Origin of the sequence: Cytobacillus solani, assembly GCF_001420595.1 — a bacterium.
In the GTDB taxonomy this organism is placed as follows: Bacteria; Bacillota; Bacilli; order Bacillales; family Cytobacillaceae; genus Cytobacillus; species Cytobacillus solani.
Genome location: NZ_LJIX01000006.1, coordinates 3,240,794 through 3,257,129, shown reverse-complemented (window position 1 = coordinate 3,257,129; position 16,336 = coordinate 3,240,794). Strand labels below are relative to the sequence as shown.

Below are 16,336 nucleotides of genomic sequence, written 5' to 3'. Positions count from 1 at the left end.
TGTAGCCTTCAAAGTATAATAGGTAAAAATTAGGGAGGCGAAAAGGTGCTTACAGATTATCATAATCATTTGGAAATGGGTACTTTGAGTTTAGACTATTTACGGCAGTTTACAGATATGGCAAAACAAAAAGGAATAAATAGCTTTGGTATTTCAGAGCATGCCTATCATTTTTATCAGACAGCAGACATTTTGCAGAATCCATGGGTAAATGAGAGACGTTATTATGATATGAAGGATTATATAAGTCTATTTCAAGAAGCATGGACAAAAGAGATAGATGTAAAAATGTCGATCGAAATGGATTACACTCCAGGGAAGCATGAGGAAATGAAGCAATTCATTCAAGCCTATTCCTTTGATTATGTAATAGGCTCGATCCACTGGATAGGCGATTTTGGCATTGACTTAGCAGAGTATAAACATGAATGGGAAAAAAGGGATATTTACGAAATTTACAAGCAGTATTTTGACCAGGTTGTTACCCTGGCCCAGTCCAATTTGTTTGATATTATTGGACATATTGATTTAGTAAAAATCTTTAAATATGTACCGGAAAATGAGGAGTTTCTTTTAGAACAGTATGAGCGTGCTACAGATGCTTTAGCCGAATCAAAGACATGTGTGGAAATAAGCACAGCAGGCATAAGAAAACCGGTGGGAGAGCTATACCCAGATAAACGGCTATTAGAAAAATGTTTTGCGAAAAATATCCCAATCGTATTGTCATCAGATGCTCATTTCCCGGAGCATGTGGGTGCGGACTTTGATCAAGCAATAACTTTGGCAAAAGAAGTTGGATATACATCAATCATGACTTTTTCAAAAGGAGAACGACAAACATACCCACTAGGTTAATAAAATAAGAAAAGCGCAAGCGCCTTGATCATCGCCGTACAAACTGGAAGGGACAACGACAGCGATAAAGGAAACACGGTAAGTGAGCGAACCGATGTTGACGCAATCGTTGCGGAGGAGACCTGAAGTTTGATAGGCGATAGGACGCTTGCGCTAGACAATTTCCTTTTTCCAAAGTTATCCACAACATTCGATTTTATTATTTCCTAGACTACAAGAAAGGGAGGACTCCACTTGCGAGTCATCCCTTTCTTGTTTATTCAGATACTGTTATTCGATTGATTGAAACAATATCATCAAGCTTTGTTAGTAATGCGAATGTGTCGTCCTCCAATGGCTTATCAAAAGAAAGCACCATGATGGCCTCACCGCCTGCCTCTTTTCTTCCTACCTGCATTGTCGCGATATTAATGGAATAATCCCCTAGTATTCTTCCAACACGTCCAATGACACCAGGGCGATCCATATGCTGAATGTAAAGGAGGTTTCCTTCTGGGAGAAAATCAATATTAAATCCATTTAGATAAACAATACGAGGCCCGTAATGCTCAATATATGTTCCTCTGATTGTAAATGAAGTTTCTTCACCCTTAGCAGTTACAGTAATGCAGTTAGCATAGCCATAAGAATCAGCAGATATTTTTTCTCCAACGGTGATGCCACGTTCTTTGGCTGTCAGCAGGGCATTTACTTCGTTAACATTAACAGCGATTCTATTTTTAAAGAATCCTGCTAATGTTGCTTTCGTCAAATAGGAAGTTTCTAATTCGGCAACAGTTCCTGAATATGTAATCGATAGTTCACGAATCCCTTCTTTTATGCATTGAGATATAATATAACCCATTTGTTTGGACATTTGATGAAATGGACGAATTTTCTCAAAAATATCTTTTGAGATTGCCGGTAGATTGATAGAGTTTGAGACTGGATTATTTTCTAAAAATAATCGCACTTCCCTTGCCACTTGGGTAGCCACATTTAGCTGTGCTTCTTTTGTTGAAGCGCCTAGATGAGGAGTGGCAATCACATTATCGAATTTAAACAGTGGATTTTCACCTGGAGGCTCCGTTTCAAAGACGTCAAGAGCAGCACCGGCTACATGTCCAATCCCAATATACTTAGCAAGTGCTTGTTCATCAATAATGCCTCCGCGGGCGCAATTAAGAAAGAAAACCCCTTTCTTCGTTTTGCTTAAAGCTTGTTCATTAATCATGCCTTTTGTTTCTGCAGTGAGTGGGGTATGGACAGTTATAATGTCCGAGTCCTGTAATACTGAATCAATGGGACAAGACTCAACTCCTAGCTTTGCTGCGCGGTCTTTTGTTAAAAATGGATCAAATACTTTAATCATCATGCCAAATGCTTTTGATCGCTTAGCAAGTTCTGTACCAATCCTACCCATCCCGATAATACCTAATGTTTTTCCAAAGAGCTCTGTTCCAAGATAGTTATTTCGCTTCCATTCTAAATTTTTGACTGTTTGATGGGCTTGGGGAATATTTCTCATCAAGGAGGCCATCATGGCAAAGGTGTGTTCGGCGGTAGAAATTGTATTGCCATCAGGTGCATTAATGACAACGATGCCTTTGCGTGTGGCTGCATCAACTTCAATATTATCAACTCCTACACCAGCACGGGCGATAATTTTTAAATTCGGCATCTTGTTTAATAATTCATCGTTAACCTTAGTTGCACTTCTTACAAGTAAGGCATCAATGACCTCTAGGCTAACTTCTGGATCTGAGGCTTTTTTTTGAATAATCGTAGCATTATCCATTTCTAATAACGGTTGTAAACCTTCTTCGCTAATTGCATCAGCAATTAAAATAGTAAACATGTAAACACCTCGAATGGAAATAATATTCAGATAATTTTACAAGACAGACAGACATCTGTCAATTCACTAAGCATACTTATTTCGTTTGGAAGCGCTTTAATATTATAAAGTTAATAAATTGTCATTTTATAGCCTGAATGGTGGCAAAGTTAAAGCCTTCCCTTTTTATTTTTTTTCGAGTATAATAATATTTGTAAAAAATTATACGGTCTATCTTCGGGGCAGGGTGAAATTCCCGACCGGCGGTGATGAGTATTATTTACTCTAAGCCCGCGAGCCTATAATAGCTAAAGCATAATTCAATGAAACCTTAGCAGCAAAATGCTGATGTGATCTTTGGATGTTCTAGCTTGGGGCAGGATTTGGTGCGAATCCAAAGCCGACAGTACAGTCTGGATGGGAGAAGATGGAGGTTCTGCAGACGTTCAAAAAATGCAGGTTATTTGAACGTTTATTTAGTGAGCCTTTGTAATCTCCCTCAAGCGATGTGCTTGAGGGTTTTCTTTTGCTTAGGCTTTATAATACTGCTGAACCTTTCTTCTTTAGGAGAGATAGTCCTAACAAGGAGAGAGGAACATGAAAAAACTTACGGTTAAAGCTTTAGTTGGAATTGGGATGCTCAGCAGCATTTCGTACATTTTGATGCTATTAAATTTCCCATTGCCGCCATTTCCAAATTTTCTAATGATTGACTTTAGCGATATACCTGCATTGATTGCTGCGTTAATCTTTGGTCCAGTGGCTGGGATTTTAGTGGAATTGATTAAGAACATATTAGATTACTTTATGACTGGAAGTGCAACTGGTGTGCCAGTAGGCCATATTGCAAACTTTGTGGCGGGTATCCTATTTATATTACCGACATACTTCGTGTATAAGAAATTAAAAACAAAAAAAAGTATGACAGTTGGATTAGTAATTGGCACCTTTATCATGGCTGTGATCATGAGTGTATTAAATTACTTTATCATTTATCCGGCATATACCCTCTTTTTGAATATGCCAGCAATGTCTGCTCCAGAAATACGTACAGTCGTTGTAACGGCTATCTTGCCTTTTAATATTATCAAGGGGTTATTAATTACTCTTGTATTTATGCTATTATTTACACGCATGAGTCCTTGGATTAACAAGCAAGGTTCATATAAGAATGCGATCTAATATAAAAAAGAAAGCAACGGCCTGCACCGTTGCTTTTTCTTTATATTAAAAAACTCCCTTTTAATAAAAAAAGGGAGCAGTAGCGTTCACTATAAAAGAAAACTATTCGAATTTAAGTGGATCTCCATCGAATGAATCATCAGCAACTTTAATGGAATCAGTTGGGCAGCCTTCGAAAGCATCCATCATATCGTCGATTAATACATCTGGAATTTCAACAATTCCTTGGTTATCATCTAGTGTAACGAACGCAATGCCTTCGTCATCGTAATCATAAATGTCTGGTGCTGCAGCTCCACATGCCCCACATGCGATACATGTTTCTTTGTCAACAATTGTATACTTTGCCATGAAAAAACCTCCCAAAATTTAAAACAAATATTCTGATATTTTTTGAAGATTAAAACGTATTCCTCATACCTATTGTAAAACTGAATGGTCAACATTTCAATAGAAAAAGTATTGAGAATGCTTATCACAACAAGTTTGAGCGATTTCCTATAAAAGTGAGATTTAATCAGACTCAAAATTTTTATTCATGATAAAATGTAAGATGATAGAAAGTTCCTATCATATAAAGAATAAATTTCCAAAGAAAAATAGAATTATTTTAATTATGGATATGTTTGTTTCAGTAAATCTAAGGCTGTGTGATATGATGAAAAATTCTTATCTTTCTATGATTGTTTTATACTGTTTACATAAAATAAATGGGGAGCGGACCATTTATTCCATTCTTCATCTATTGAATGGAAAGAAATCATCGCAAACTATTCAGGATGCTCACATTTTTAATTTAACGACATTTTTTAGTACGTTCCCATTACTAAAAAGAGCAGAATTAGACATGCACATTGACATTTTGAACAAGCAAGGATTCGTTTCAACAAATGCGGAGCAGAGCTATTGTGTGACGTCCGTGGGTTTAAAGCAGCTTGAAGAGTACTTCAAACCAAATCCTATTCCCGCCAATTTGAATGGCTGGAAATTTCATAACTTAACAGATCTTTTTTGGGAAAGGCTTTCACTAGCTATCCAAGTAATCTCCCATCTGAAAAATCGCAATTCTAAATATTTGCCCATACAAAAGAGCAAGGAACATCATAAGTGGCTAAAGGGTTACTTATATAAATGTAAGCTTAGCAAGGATGAACTAGCTGAGAAGTTATATGATGAACTTGTGGCATGCCTGGAAACAATGGACGGTCTAGATCCGTCTATATTTGTGAAGAGAGTAACAGGCTATCAAATAATTGGATTAACTGAAGCACAGGCTGCTGATCAATTTGATATGGATGAAGAAGCTTATCATATACAATTCCTTAGTATACTTCATTATATGCTGGAAAAAGTCGGAACGAAACAAGGCGATTTTCCGCTTCTTAGCTGTATGATTGAGGACAAAAAAAGGGCCACGCCACTCACAGAGTCAAGTAATCGAACGTTTAATCTATTACAGATGGGATACAGACTTGAAGAAATTGCCCAAATGCGGAAATTGAAAAAGAACACGATTGAGGATCATCTCGTCGAAATCGCCTTGAATATTCCTAATTTTGATATCTCAGCCTTTGTAAATATAGACAAGCAAAAGGAAATAAAAATGGCAATCAACTCAGTATCATCAAAACAGCTTAAATATATTCGAGAATTAGTTCCAGATGTAGACTATTTTGAAATCCGTTTAGTTTTAGCAAAAGGCGGTGAAAAGAAATGAAGCTGGAGGAGCATTTGAAAAAGTATTTTAACTACACGACTTTTAGAACTGGACAAAAAGAAGTGATTTCCTCCATTTTAGAAGGAAATCATACGATAGCGATGCTCCCCACTGGAACGGGAAAATCATTATGCTATCAGTTGTCAGGTTATTTGTTAAAAGGACAGGTTATCATTATTTCTCCACTTTTATCTTTAATGCAGGATCAGACGGAGCAGTTAATGATGAACGGGGAAAAGAGAGTAATAGCATTCAATTCTTTTTTAACGCCACAGGAGAGAAAACAAGCCTTATCTCAATTGAATACGTATAAATTTATCTTTCTTTCTCCAGAAATGCTGAAATCTGATTTTATCTTGAATAGACTGAGGGAGCTTCAAATCGCACTTTTCGTTATTGACGAAGCACACTGTATTTCTCAGTGGGGGTATGACTTTAGACCTGATTATTTAAAGCTTGGGGATTTCAGGCGGAAATTAGGAAACCCGTTAACCCTTGCGTTAACTGCAACGGCAACACCTGAAGTAAAGGAAGAATTAATTTCTTCACTAAGCTTGAAAAATTGGAATGAATATATATATTCAGTAGACCGCCCGAATATTGTATTAGCTGTTGAGGTCATTGACTCCTATCATGATAAATCTGATCGATTAGTGGAGCTGGTACAAAACCTTGAAGGTCCAGGGATTGTATATTTTTCCAGTAAAAAAATGGCTGAAAAGATGACAATTCACTTAAAGCAAAATGGGATCGATCGGGTGATGGCGTATCATGGAGGGATGGAACAAGAAAATAGGGTTCTTATTCAACAGCAATTTCTTCATGACCAGCTGGATGTCATTTGTGCTACTAGTGCATTTGGGATGGGGATTAATAAAGAAAATATTCGTTATGTGATCCATTTTCATATGCCGCTCCAGCTCGAATCCTATTTGCAGGAAATTGGGAGAGCAGGCAGGGATGGAATGAAAAGCATTGCCCTCCTTCTATATTCTCCAGGAGATGAGCAGCTGCCATTTCAGCTTGCAGAGGGAGAACTGCCAAGTGAGGCACAGCTTGATTTTGTCTATCATTTACTTGAAGAAAAAAATAATTCAATTAATGATTTAGGTGAACTTGAAAATGAACTGATAAGTCTTTCCGGCTTAACAGAGGTCCAGTGGAGGGTAGTAGCAGATTATTTATTTGGGAACACTAAAGAGCCTATGCAGCAAAGGTATGTACAATTAAAAGTCTTCATTAACGAGCGTTTACAGGTGAAGAGGAAAAAAATTAACGATATGCTTATATGGACACAAGCACAATTAAATGGCTGCAGAAGAAAAAATATCTTGAAGTATTTTAAAGAAGACAAGACAATAGAGATAGATGATTGCTGCGATCAATGTGGAATTGATTTAACTGTTTTTTATCCGAAAACAAAAAATCATAAAACTGCTGATAATTTTTTTGATTGGAAAAAACATCTGGCAAAAATTCTTTTAGTAAGTGAGCGAGGCTGATGAAGAACAATTATGCTGATATGATTAAGGAAATTTCTACTAAACAGCTATTATTTCATCTCTATTTTACCCAATTGATCCTATTAACGATTTCACTTATTTTAGGTATCATTTTATTTGATAGTCTTTCAGAGTTTTTGAACCTGTTTCAATGGAATGATTATCGGATATTTTTAATTGGGGGAGTGGCTGGATTAGCAGTGGTCTTACTTGACCTTATTTTAATGAGAATCCTGCCGGCATCTTATTATGATGATGGGGGATTAAATGAGAGAATCTTTCGTAACCGAAATATCATACACATAGCATTCATTGCAGCAGTAGTTGCCTTCTGCGAGGAAGTATTATTTCGGGGCATTATCCAGACGCATGTCGGATTAGTATTCTCTAGTATAATTTTTGCTATCGTTCATTATCGCTATTTATTTAACTGGTTTTTATTTGTAAATATTATTGTTTTAAGCTTTTTTATTGGTTATCTTTTTTTACTAACGGGGAATTTATGGGTAACCATTTTTATGCATTTTATTATAGATTTTTTACTTGGTATACTTATAAGGAACCGTAATAACAAACAGGAAGGGATGTTCAATGAATAGAGAAGATCCTTACAGAGATCAAGCTGAACGGCTTAGGAAGAAAATTGAGAAAAATTTAGATAATGAAAATGAACCGGTTAAAGAAAAATTGCCGCCGAGGAGCAGGCTTCACCACCAGAAAAAAAAGAAAAATAAATGGAAAATAAAGTATCCTGTCATTAGTTTACTTGCTTTATTTTTTATCTTGCTGCCAATAGCGGTTTTAAGTATTTATCATTCTTTGAATGGTGATAGCCCGAGAAGTTCTGAAAAGGCGAGCACAGCGAATTCAGGGTTTGAAACGGTAGGCTACGAAAATAAAAAAGACAAAGAGACAGTGATAGAAGTAAAAGAAGATACCCCGAATACAAAAGATGACGCAGCTAAAAATAATAATCAGGCAGATTCTGATTCTTCTATCCCAACTCCAAGGGATCCAGTTAATGGCGACGAAAATGATAAAGGTTTGACGGAAACCTCAAAAGAATCCGAAAATCAATCAAATCAAGAACTGCCAAAAGAACAAGAAGAACAAAAAGAGGAAGCAGCAGTCATTTATCATACAGTTAAGTCAAATGAAAATCTGTTTCGTATTGCTTTGAAATATTACCAATCTCAAGATGGCGTTGAAATTATAAGAAAGGCGAATAATTTAAACGGTACCGACATTCATGTAGGTCAAGTATTAACGATTCCCAAGAAGTAATTTCATCTTCCTTAATCATATACCTGCGTACAAGCTCATATAGTAGGAGTATAGTGAGCTGTATGGGTATACGAGGAGGGGGAAAATGGAATCATCGATTAAAATGCTTGATGAAAGAACGGATCAAGCAACAAGAAAAATGCTTCAAAAGGTAGTAGAAAGAAAAAGAAAGTTTGATAATTTTAAGCGCCGACATTTATATGTTATGTGGGCAACGGTTTTTATAACCTTCTTCTACTTACTTTATATTAATCAAACCGTGATTGAACCGTATTCCTACTCCTTTGCTGCCATGTTTTCTGCTTATGTGAATAATTCAGCTAATTTATATTTAATTGTTTTTACAGTTGGATTGTATGGGTTAATGAATTTATTAAAAGCCAAAAGAGAAAAAGCAGAGAAAGAATACCATGCATTAAGATGTGAAATCATTGATAAAAGCAAGGATCTCTGGAAGAAGGAAGAGGAATGGAAAAACAGGCATCTTGTTTTTGACATGATGAAAGCAAATTATGATATTAATCTTTTTCATGAAAATAAATAAACTAGAAAAGAAGCATGGTGAATTGCTTCTTTTCCAGTCTATTAAAATATTCTCTTTTTACCTTGTTCATCTTTCAGGATTTCAACGGCCTCTCTAAAGCGCTGGGAATGTATAATCTCTCGTTCTCTTAAAAAGCGTAAACTATCATTTAAATCTGTATCGTCACTCATATTGATAATCCATTGATAGGTAGCTCGAGCCTTTTCTTCCGCAGCAATATCCTCGTATAAATCCGCGATCGGATCTCCTTTTGCTTGAATATACGTAGCAGTCCAAGGGACACCGCCCGCATTTTCATAGTAAAGGGCGTTATCGTGATTTGCGTAATGTGCACCTAACCCTGCGGCCTTCATTTGTTCTGGTGTTGCATCTTTAGTTAGCTTGAATACCATTGTGGCAATCATCTCTAAATGTGCAAACTCTTCTGTTCCGATATCTGTTAAAAGTCCTATCACCTTATCTGGAATCGTATACCTTTGGTTTAAATATCTTAATGCAGCTGAAAGTTCTCCGTCCGCTCCGCCGTATTGTTCAATCAAAAATTTTGCAAGCATCGGGTTACAAGTACTGACTCGAACAGGATATTGTAATTTCTTTTCGTAGACCCACATAGAACCCCTCCTTCATTCTTTCTAATAATACTTTCAAAATCTGCTATCTTACTGCCCGAACCGAATCCTTCCTCCAGTCCTTAAACTTGCCATGGCCATGGGGCATCGTCCCAATTCCAAGGGGTACCTGAATAGCTGTGGCCGAAGTGCATTAGTGGACCGTACCTGCTTTCATATGCTTTCCTTAACTTTTTCCGCTCACTGACATAATGGTTAAATTGCTTTATTGCCTCTTCATCTCCATTATGTGTGTCAAGGTATAAATTGAGTTCAACTAATACGAAGTCTACTGCCTGAAGCTGTTCTAAAAGCTGATAATATTCTGCTGGCAGCTGTTTCATGAGCGTCCCTCCTTTACCTTCTCATATGGACTGAAATATGGATCATAGAATGGTTTCCATAGAGTTCCTGCTCTGAGAGCCTCCATGGGGCTGAATTGAGGAAGATTAGGAGGCTGAAAACCCATATAAAGATTGGGGGGAGTGGAGTAGGTTTTTACTTTAATGGGTGGGCAAGGATCGAAAGGACTAATATATGGGTAGTAAGCTTTAGTAGGTGTAAACATGTAATCCCTCCTTTGTAAGTAGGTCATTCAATCATATGAATAAAATTTTGCTTTCATGTTAAATTTTAAGAAGGGTTTTGCTGTTTCGTGTGGAATAATAAATTTGTAGCTGTAAATAATACTTTGAGGTGATAAATATGTTTGTGAAAAGCGTCATGATTCCAAAGTTTAAGAGTTATACGATTGATCACGACAAGACAATTAAGGAGGCCCTTGAAAAATTAGAAGAACATCAAATTGATGGGTTACCAGTTTTAGATGGGGATTCCTATGTTGGAATTGTTACACGATACGGAATTTATGAAAATTATTTTAAAGCTGAACAAACGAAGGAAGATTATTTACAGAATACACAAGTGAAGCAAATTGCAACTCATAAAGAACATTATTTACGTGGGGATGAAATATTTGAACATACCCTTATTGATTTGAAAGATTTCCCATTGCTTGCTGTGTTGGATGACAGTCTTAAGTTCTTGGGGGTCGTGACACGTTATGACGTTCTTGCACAATTTCAATCTGCTTTTGGAATGAATAAGCCAGGCATTCGAATTGCTTTTACTTCATCTGAAACAGAGGGAAGACTGGCACGTTTAGCAGATATCTCCCAGCAGTTCCACGAACAAATTATCTCTCTCGTTACTTTTGATGAAACGGATCGACTTATTCGAAGAATCGTCATGAAAATCGAGAAGAAAGACAACATTGACAAGTTTATTGAAAAGCTTGAAGGATCAGGTTTTCGTGTTCTTGATGTAAAGGAAAGCTAGCATTAAAGAGGAATAATGGGCACCCCCTCTCACACAATTATAATGGGAGGGGATTTTTTTGTTTCGATTATGGTATTATTTCTAAAGACTGAAAATAGCTAGGAATTTTGAGCAGGAGGAAATATGGGATATTTGTTCTTAGTCGTATTTATCTTAGTAATTGGACTGATTATTTATATGGTAAAGGAGGCCTTTGCTAATCGTGTCATTTATAAGGAGATTACTTTTTCTGATTTTCCCGAAACGTTTGGTGAAGTAAAGCTGTTTTTTATTTCTGATATACATAAAAGAGTTATTTCGGATCATATTATTCAAGAAGTTCAGCGTTCGAAAGCGGATATTGTAATTATTGGCGGCGATTTAGCAGAGAAAGGTGTTCCTTTTGAAAGAGTAAAAGAAAACCTCCTCAAATTGAAGACGCTCGGGGATGTTCTTTTTGTATGGGGCAATAATGATTATGAGGTGGATTATCGGTATTTAGATGCACTAATGCTCGATTGTGGTGTGAAAATTCTCGATAATACGGCTGCTTTTTTTGAATCAGCAGAAGGCGAACGGCTGATTTTTATGGGAATTGATGATATAAGCTTGAAAAGAGATCGATTTGACCTTGCATTAGCAGATGCAGGCATTGATGAGGGCTTCAAAATCCTGGTAAGCCATAATCCGCAAGTAGTTAGCAAAATAAAAAGCGAACATCAGATACGACTTGTTTTAAGTGGACATACCCACGGGGGGCAAATTCATATTCTGGGATACAGTCCATATGAAAAAGGAAAACTAAAAAAAATGAAACAGACGACACTGTTAATAAGTAATGGGTATGGAACAACTGCTCTCCCGCTTAGATTAGGTGCCAAAGCGGAAACCCATCTAATTACCTTAAAAAGAGGATAATATGGCTTAAAAAATATAAGCGCCATTTAGTATATGGGTGGACGACTCACAAACATTAATTGCTCTCATATACTAAACAAAAGAGTTGGTTCACGGCAGGGGGCATTTACATGCGCTTAGAACGATTGAATTATAATAAAATCAAAATTTTTCTAACGTTAGATGATTTATCAGAAAGAGGTTTGACGAAAGAAGATATATGGAAAGATTCCATGAAATGGCATCAGCTATTCCATGAAATGCTTGAGGAAGCAAGTGATGAGTTTGGTGTGGAATTTCAAGGGTCTGTTGCAGTTGAGATATTTTCTATGCAGGCACAAGGAATGATTATGATCGTTACGATGGAAGAAGAGCAGGAAGATAGCTTTGAAGACGGCTTTATCGAGATGCAATTAATTATAGAGGGCAAGGATATTCTTTTTGAATTTGAGGAATTTGAATATGTAATCCAGCTAACGAAAAGGTTATGCACGATTCCGATGAATTTTGGTTCACTATATGCTCTTCATAATAAATATTATATTCACCTCGGGCTAAACGACCCGAATGAATTAAACAAGCTTATTGCGATCCTTGCTGAATATGGAAATCCATCATTAGTAAGTATTCATACATTGCAGGAATATGGAAAAGAAGTTATCAAGGATCATGCCATTGAAACAATTATCAAGTATTTTCATTGAAAAGGGGAGAGATAGCACTCTCCTCTTAAACATATATCCCTGTTTTTAAATTCTTAAAAGAATAAGTATAACATTTTAGAATTTGGCAGCTGTCTAGCACAAGCAGTCTATCGTCTATCAAACTTCAGGTCTCCTTCCTCCGATAAGTCAACCTCGGTTTGCTCACGCTCAACGTGTTTCCTTTATCGCTGCAGTTGTTCTCTCCAGTTTGTAAGGCGATGATCAAGGCGCTTGTGGTTTTCGTATTTGAGAGCGTTTACATAAAATTATCGAAAAATGCAAAAAAAACCTTTTTTCATCTTGCATAAATTAAACAAAGGTGTATACTATGTCATGAAAGCGGACAACAAATGAAAGAGATTTCTAGGAGGTTTACTAATGGTAGCCAATAATGGTACTGAAACGAATAAAGAAGACAAACTTGACGTATTAAAGTCAACTCAAACTGTCATTCACAAGGCATTGGAGAAGCTAGGATATTCAGATGAAGTGTTTGAGCTTTTAAAAGAGCCACTTCGGATGATGACAGTGAAAATTCCAGTCCGGATGGATGATGGAACTGTGAAAGTCTTTACTGGCTACCGGGCGCAGCATAATGATGCAGTTGGCCCAACTAAAGGTGGTATTCGTTTCCATCCAGGTGTAACAGAGAAAGAAGTGAAAGCACTTTCTATTTGGATGAGTTTAAAATGTGGAATTGTGGACCTTCCCTATGGCGGAGGAAAAGGCGGAATTGTATGTGATCCAAGAAACATGTCCTTCCGTGAATTAGAAGCGCTAAGCCGCGGGTATGTTCGTGCAATTAGCCAAATCGTTGGCCCGACGAAAGATATCCCTGCACCAGATGTCTTTACTAACTCACAAATCATGGCATGGATGATGGATGAATATAGCAGAATGGATGAGTTTAACTCACCAGGGTTTATTACTGGGAAACCTTTAGTTCTAGGTGGATCTCATGGCCGTGAATCTGCAACGGCAAAAGGGGTAACAATCTGCATTAATGAAGCAGCTAAAAGAAGAGGGTTTGATTTAAAAGGTGCAAGAGTGGTTGTGCAAGGATTTGGGAATGCAGGAAGTTTCTTGTCTAAATTCTTACATGATGCCGGAGCAAAAGTAATTGGTATTTCAGATGCTTATGGTGCATTACATGATCCAAACGGTTTGGATATCGATTATTTACTTGACCGTCGCGATAGCTTCGGAACCGTAACGAATTTATTTAATGATACAATTACTAATAAAGAGCTTTTGGAATTAGAGTGTGATATATTAGTTCCAGCAGCAATTGAAAATCAAATTACAGATGAAAATGCTCATAACATAAAAGCTAAGATTGTTGTTGAGGCTGCAAATGGGCCAACTACTTTAGAGGCAACACAAATTTTGACTGAGCGAGGCATCTTGTTAGTTCCAGATGTATTAGCTTCTGCAGGTGGAGTAACAGTATCCTATTTTGAATGGGTTCAAAATAATCAAGGGTACTACTGGTCTGAAGAAGAAGTTGAAGAAAAATTGGAAAAGATTTTAGTCAAATCTTTTGAAAATATTTATGAAACTGCTGAATCCCGCAAAGTAGATATGCGTTTAGCTGCCTATATGGTTGGTGTTAGAAAAATGGCTGAAGCATCAAGATTCCGCGGTTGGGTATAAAGTGTATTTGAATATTTTTGAAAAATCCCCTATCCTAATGGATAGGGGATTTTTTGAAGACTCTTATCTAAAAAGTATTGTTTTGTCATATGAAGGACGACTGTTGAAAAAATACAAAGTTGACTGAAGCGTAAGTCAACATCTACCGCTATATTTAATTAGCAGCAAAACTATTTACGAAAACACGGTTTTGTAATGAAGTATAACAATTAAAGGAGTAAAAAAATGTATAAAGAAGATGCCATTATCGTTGGGGGAGGTCCATGTGGGCTTGCTGCAGCCATTGCACTGCAGGAGATTGGGCTAAATCCTTTAATTATTGAAAAGGGTAATATTGTGAATGCGATCTGCCATTATCCAACACATCAAACTTTTTTTAGTACAAGTGAAAAGTTAGAAATAGGGAGCATTCCTTTTATAACGGTTGAATATAAGCCTCGAAGAAATGAGGCTTTAACCTATTATCGTGAAGTGGTTAAAAGAAAAAATATTAAGGTGAATGCATATGAAAAGGTTACCAAAGTAGTAAAGCAGGATGGAAATGATTTTCTAATCATGACAAACAAGAATCAATATGCAGCAAGTCATGTGATTATTGCAACAGGATATTATGACAATCCGAACTTTATGAATATTCCAGGTGAAGATTTATCAAAGGTGTTCCATTATTTTAAAGAAGCCCACCCATATTTTGATAAAGATGTTGTTGTTGTAGGAGGAAAGAATTCCAGTGTAGATGCCGCGTTAGAATTGGTTAAGGCTGGGGCAAGGGTAACAGTCATTTACCGGGGAAAAGAATACTCTCCAAGCATTAAACCTTGGATATTGCCAGAGTTTGATTCACTCGTTCGAAATGGGGTGATCCGAATGGCGTTTCAATCACATGTGAAAGAAATTCTTGATGATAAAGTCATCTATACAAAAGAAGGGCGAGATTTCGAGGTTAAGAATGATTTTGTATTTGCAATGACAGGCTATCACCCTGATCATCGTTTTTTAGAAGCGATGGGTGTTCAGATAGACCATAAATCAGGCAGACCCTTATTTAATGGTGAAACGATGGAAACAAATATAGAAGGCATTTATATCGCCGGAGTGATAGCTGCAGGAAACAATGCGAATGAAATTTTTATTGAAAATGGACGTTTCCATGGAGGACTTATTGCACAAGCGATTAAAAATAAGCAATAAATGTAAGCGAAAAGAAATCAGCTGGATGGCCGATTTCTTTTCGTTCAAACGATTAAACTTGGAATATTTTCTCTATATCCATTATGTTTTGTGAGCTCTCTAGTCCAATTAGGAGTTTTAGTCTTGCTTTTTGTCCATTCAACCCATTAGAAAAGATAACCCCAAAATCTTTTAAATGTTTTCCGCCGCCTTCATATCCATAAACATCCTGAGCAATCCCGTTAAAACAGCGGGAAACGATAACGATCGGGATATTTTTTTCAATCAGTGCTTTAATCCCATCAACAGTAGCAGGCGGTAAATTGCCCTGTCCCAGAGCTTCGATAACTACACCATGATATTCCAAATCTCTTATCGCCCATAAAAGAGTAGAATCCATTCCAGCATGAGCTTTAATTAATGCGACCTTCTTTGATATTCCGGAAATTTGATAATATTCATTTACAGTCGGTAGATGGTGGAAAAATACCCCTCTCTTCGTGACAATTCCGATAGGTCCATATTGTGGGCTTTGGAAAGTGGAAACATTACTTGTATGGGTTTTAGTTACATTTTCTGCGGTATGAATCTCATCATTAAGAACAACAAGAACTCCTTTGTTCTTTGCCTCTTCACAAGAGGCAACGCGAATAGATGAAATTAAATTGTAAAGACCATCTGCACCAATTTCATTGCTTGAACGCATGGCGCCTGTTACAACAATTGGCATGGATGTTTCAATGGTTAAGTGAAGAAAATAGGCAGTTTCTTCTAGTGTATCTGTTCCATGTGTAATGACTACACCTGAAATTTCATTCAAAGCAATATATTTATCAATTATTTTTTTTAGCTCGTACATTTCAACAGGAGTTATGTGTGGAGAAGGAAGATGAAATGGTTCCTCGATGACAATGTCTGCTAAAGTTAATAATTCATTTGTTTTTTGTGTCAGTGGGTTATTTTCGGTTGGTTTCACAGCTCCAGTTGAGGCATCTTCGCTCATAGAAATTGTTCCGCCTGTATGGATAACTAGTATCTTTTTCTTCTGCATCTTACATTCCTCCGAGGTTGAATTTAAATGACT

General features: G+C 36.8%; 18 protein-coding genes and 1 riboswitch. Of the genes, 12 read left to right on the top strand and 6 right to left on the bottom strand.

Annotated features, from left to right (window positions below):
- Nucleotides 1-45 precede the first annotated feature (45 nt).
- Nucleotides 46-858: a histidinol-phosphatase gene (locus AN957_RS18145; protein WP_053476848.1), complete on the top strand. Its 813-nt coding sequence runs from the start codon at nucleotides 46-48 to the stop codon at nucleotides 856-858.
- A 256-nt stretch (nucleotides 859-1,114) separates the two neighbouring features.
- Here the strand turns inward: AN957_RS18145 and serA are convergent, their stop codons facing one another.
- A complete protein-coding gene (gene serA / locus AN957_RS18140; RefSeq protein WP_056685450.1) occupies nucleotides 1,115-2,695 on the bottom strand; it encodes a phosphoglycerate dehydrogenase in 1,581 nt (526 codons plus the stop codon).
- A 208-nt stretch (nucleotides 2,696-2,903) separates the two neighbouring features.
- A riboswitch (FMN riboswitch) is annotated at nucleotides 2,904-3,107 on the top strand.
- A gap of 164 nt (nucleotides 3,108-3,271) precedes the next feature.
- Here serA and AN957_RS18135 point away from each other — a divergent pair.
- Entirely contained in the window at nucleotides 3,272-3,856 is a 585-nt protein-coding gene (locus tag AN957_RS18135) for an ECF transporter S component (RefSeq protein ID WP_053476846.1), read from the top strand.
- 102 nt (nucleotides 3,857-3,958) lie between these two features.
- Here AN957_RS18135 and AN957_RS18130 read toward each other — a convergent pair whose 3' ends face one another.
- The gene (locus AN957_RS18130; protein WP_053476845.1) at nucleotides 3,959-4,207 is read right to left on the bottom strand and encodes a ferredoxin; all 249 of its coding nucleotides are present in this window, start codon (nucleotides 4,205-4,207) and stop codon (nucleotides 3,959-3,961) included.
- A 307-nt stretch (nucleotides 4,208-4,514) separates the two neighbouring features.
- On the opposite strand from AN957_RS18130, the gene AN957_RS18125 reads away from it, so the two are divergent.
- The 5 genes from AN957_RS18125 (at nucleotide 4,515) to AN957_RS18105 (ending at nucleotide 8,903) form a co-directional block, all read left to right on the top strand.
- The gene (locus AN957_RS18125) at nucleotides 4,515-5,573 is read left to right on the top strand and encodes a YpbB family protein (protein WP_056687229.1); all 1,059 of its coding nucleotides are present in this window, start codon (nucleotides 4,515-4,517) and stop codon (nucleotides 5,571-5,573) included.
- Nucleotides 5,574-5,587: 14 nt separating this feature from the next.
- Nucleotides 5,588-7,075 (top strand): RecQ family ATP-dependent DNA helicase, encoded by a 1,488-nt coding sequence (locus AN957_RS18120; protein WP_245637797.1) that lies wholly within the window; start codon nucleotides 5,588-5,590, stop codon nucleotides 7,073-7,075.
- Nucleotides 7,075-7,674, top strand: coding sequence for a CPBP family intramembrane glutamic endopeptidase (locus tag AN957_RS18115; protein ID WP_053476843.1), 600 nt, complete (start codon nucleotides 7,075-7,077; stop codon nucleotides 7,672-7,674). The genes AN957_RS18120 and AN957_RS18115 overlap by 1 nt, the downstream gene beginning before the upstream one ends.
- A complete protein-coding gene (locus tag AN957_RS18110; protein ID WP_053476842.1) occupies nucleotides 7,667-8,359 on the top strand; it encodes a LysM peptidoglycan-binding domain-containing protein in 693 nt (230 codons plus the stop codon). The genes AN957_RS18115 and AN957_RS18110 overlap by 8 nt, the downstream gene beginning before the upstream one ends.
- 85 nt (nucleotides 8,360-8,444) lie before the next feature.
- On the top strand, nucleotides 8,445-8,903 hold the full coding sequence (locus tag AN957_RS18105) for a YpbF family protein (RefSeq protein ID WP_053476841.1): 459 nt from the start codon (nucleotides 8,445-8,447) through the stop codon (nucleotides 8,901-8,903).
- Between the two features lie 41 nt (nucleotides 8,904-8,944).
- On the opposite strand, the gene AN957_RS18100 is transcribed toward AN957_RS18105, so the two are convergent.
- The 3 genes from AN957_RS18100 to AN957_RS18090 all read right to left on the bottom strand — a co-directional run bounded on the left by AN957_RS18100 (nucleotide 8,945) and on the right by AN957_RS18090 (nucleotide 10,079).
- Nucleotides 8,945-9,514, bottom strand: coding sequence for a manganese catalase family protein (locus AN957_RS18100; protein ID WP_053476840.1), 570 nt, complete (start codon nucleotides 9,512-9,514; stop codon nucleotides 8,945-8,947).
- 80 nt (nucleotides 9,515-9,594) lie between these two features.
- Nucleotides 9,595-9,855, bottom strand: coding sequence for a spore coat protein CotJB (locus AN957_RS18095; protein WP_053476839.1), 261 nt, complete (start codon nucleotides 9,853-9,855; stop codon nucleotides 9,595-9,597).
- A complete protein-coding gene (locus tag AN957_RS18090; RefSeq protein ID WP_053476838.1) occupies nucleotides 9,852-10,079 on the bottom strand; it encodes a spore coat associated protein CotJA in 228 nt (75 codons plus the stop codon). The genes AN957_RS18095 and AN957_RS18090 overlap by 4 nt, the downstream gene beginning before the upstream one ends.
- 137 nt (nucleotides 10,080-10,216) lie before the next feature.
- On the opposite strand from AN957_RS18090, the gene AN957_RS18085 reads away from it, so the two are divergent.
- The 5 genes from AN957_RS18085 (at nucleotide 10,217) to AN957_RS18065 (ending at nucleotide 15,273) form a co-directional block, all read left to right on the top strand.
- Entirely contained in the window at nucleotides 10,217-10,849 is a 633-nt protein-coding gene (locus AN957_RS18085) for a CBS domain-containing protein (protein WP_053476837.1), read from the top strand.
- Between the two features lie 123 nt (nucleotides 10,850-10,972).
- A complete protein-coding gene (locus AN957_RS18080) occupies nucleotides 10,973-11,746 on the top strand; it encodes a metallophosphoesterase (RefSeq protein ID WP_053476836.1) in 774 nt (257 codons plus the stop codon).
- Between the two features lie 110 nt (nucleotides 11,747-11,856).
- Entirely contained in the window at nucleotides 11,857-12,429 is a 573-nt protein-coding gene (locus AN957_RS18075) for a genetic competence negative regulator (RefSeq protein WP_053476835.1), read from the top strand.
- A 378-nt stretch (nucleotides 12,430-12,807) separates the two neighbouring features.
- Entirely contained in the window at nucleotides 12,808-14,082 is a 1,275-nt protein-coding gene (locus AN957_RS18070) for a Glu/Leu/Phe/Val family dehydrogenase (protein ID WP_053476834.1), read from the top strand.
- A 225-nt stretch (nucleotides 14,083-14,307) separates the two neighbouring features.
- The gene (locus AN957_RS18065) at nucleotides 14,308-15,273 is read left to right on the top strand and encodes a YpdA family putative bacillithiol disulfide reductase (RefSeq protein ID WP_056685444.1); all 966 of its coding nucleotides are present in this window, start codon (nucleotides 14,308-14,310) and stop codon (nucleotides 15,271-15,273) included.
- A 52-nt stretch (nucleotides 15,274-15,325) separates the two neighbouring features.
- Here the strand turns inward: AN957_RS18065 and AN957_RS18060 are convergent, their stop codons facing one another.
- Complete coding sequence (locus AN957_RS18060) at nucleotides 15,326-16,303, bottom strand: asparaginase (RefSeq protein ID WP_056685441.1); 978 nt, start codon at nucleotides 16,301-16,303, stop codon at nucleotides 15,326-15,328.
- Nucleotides 16,304-16,336: the final 33 nt, after the last annotated feature.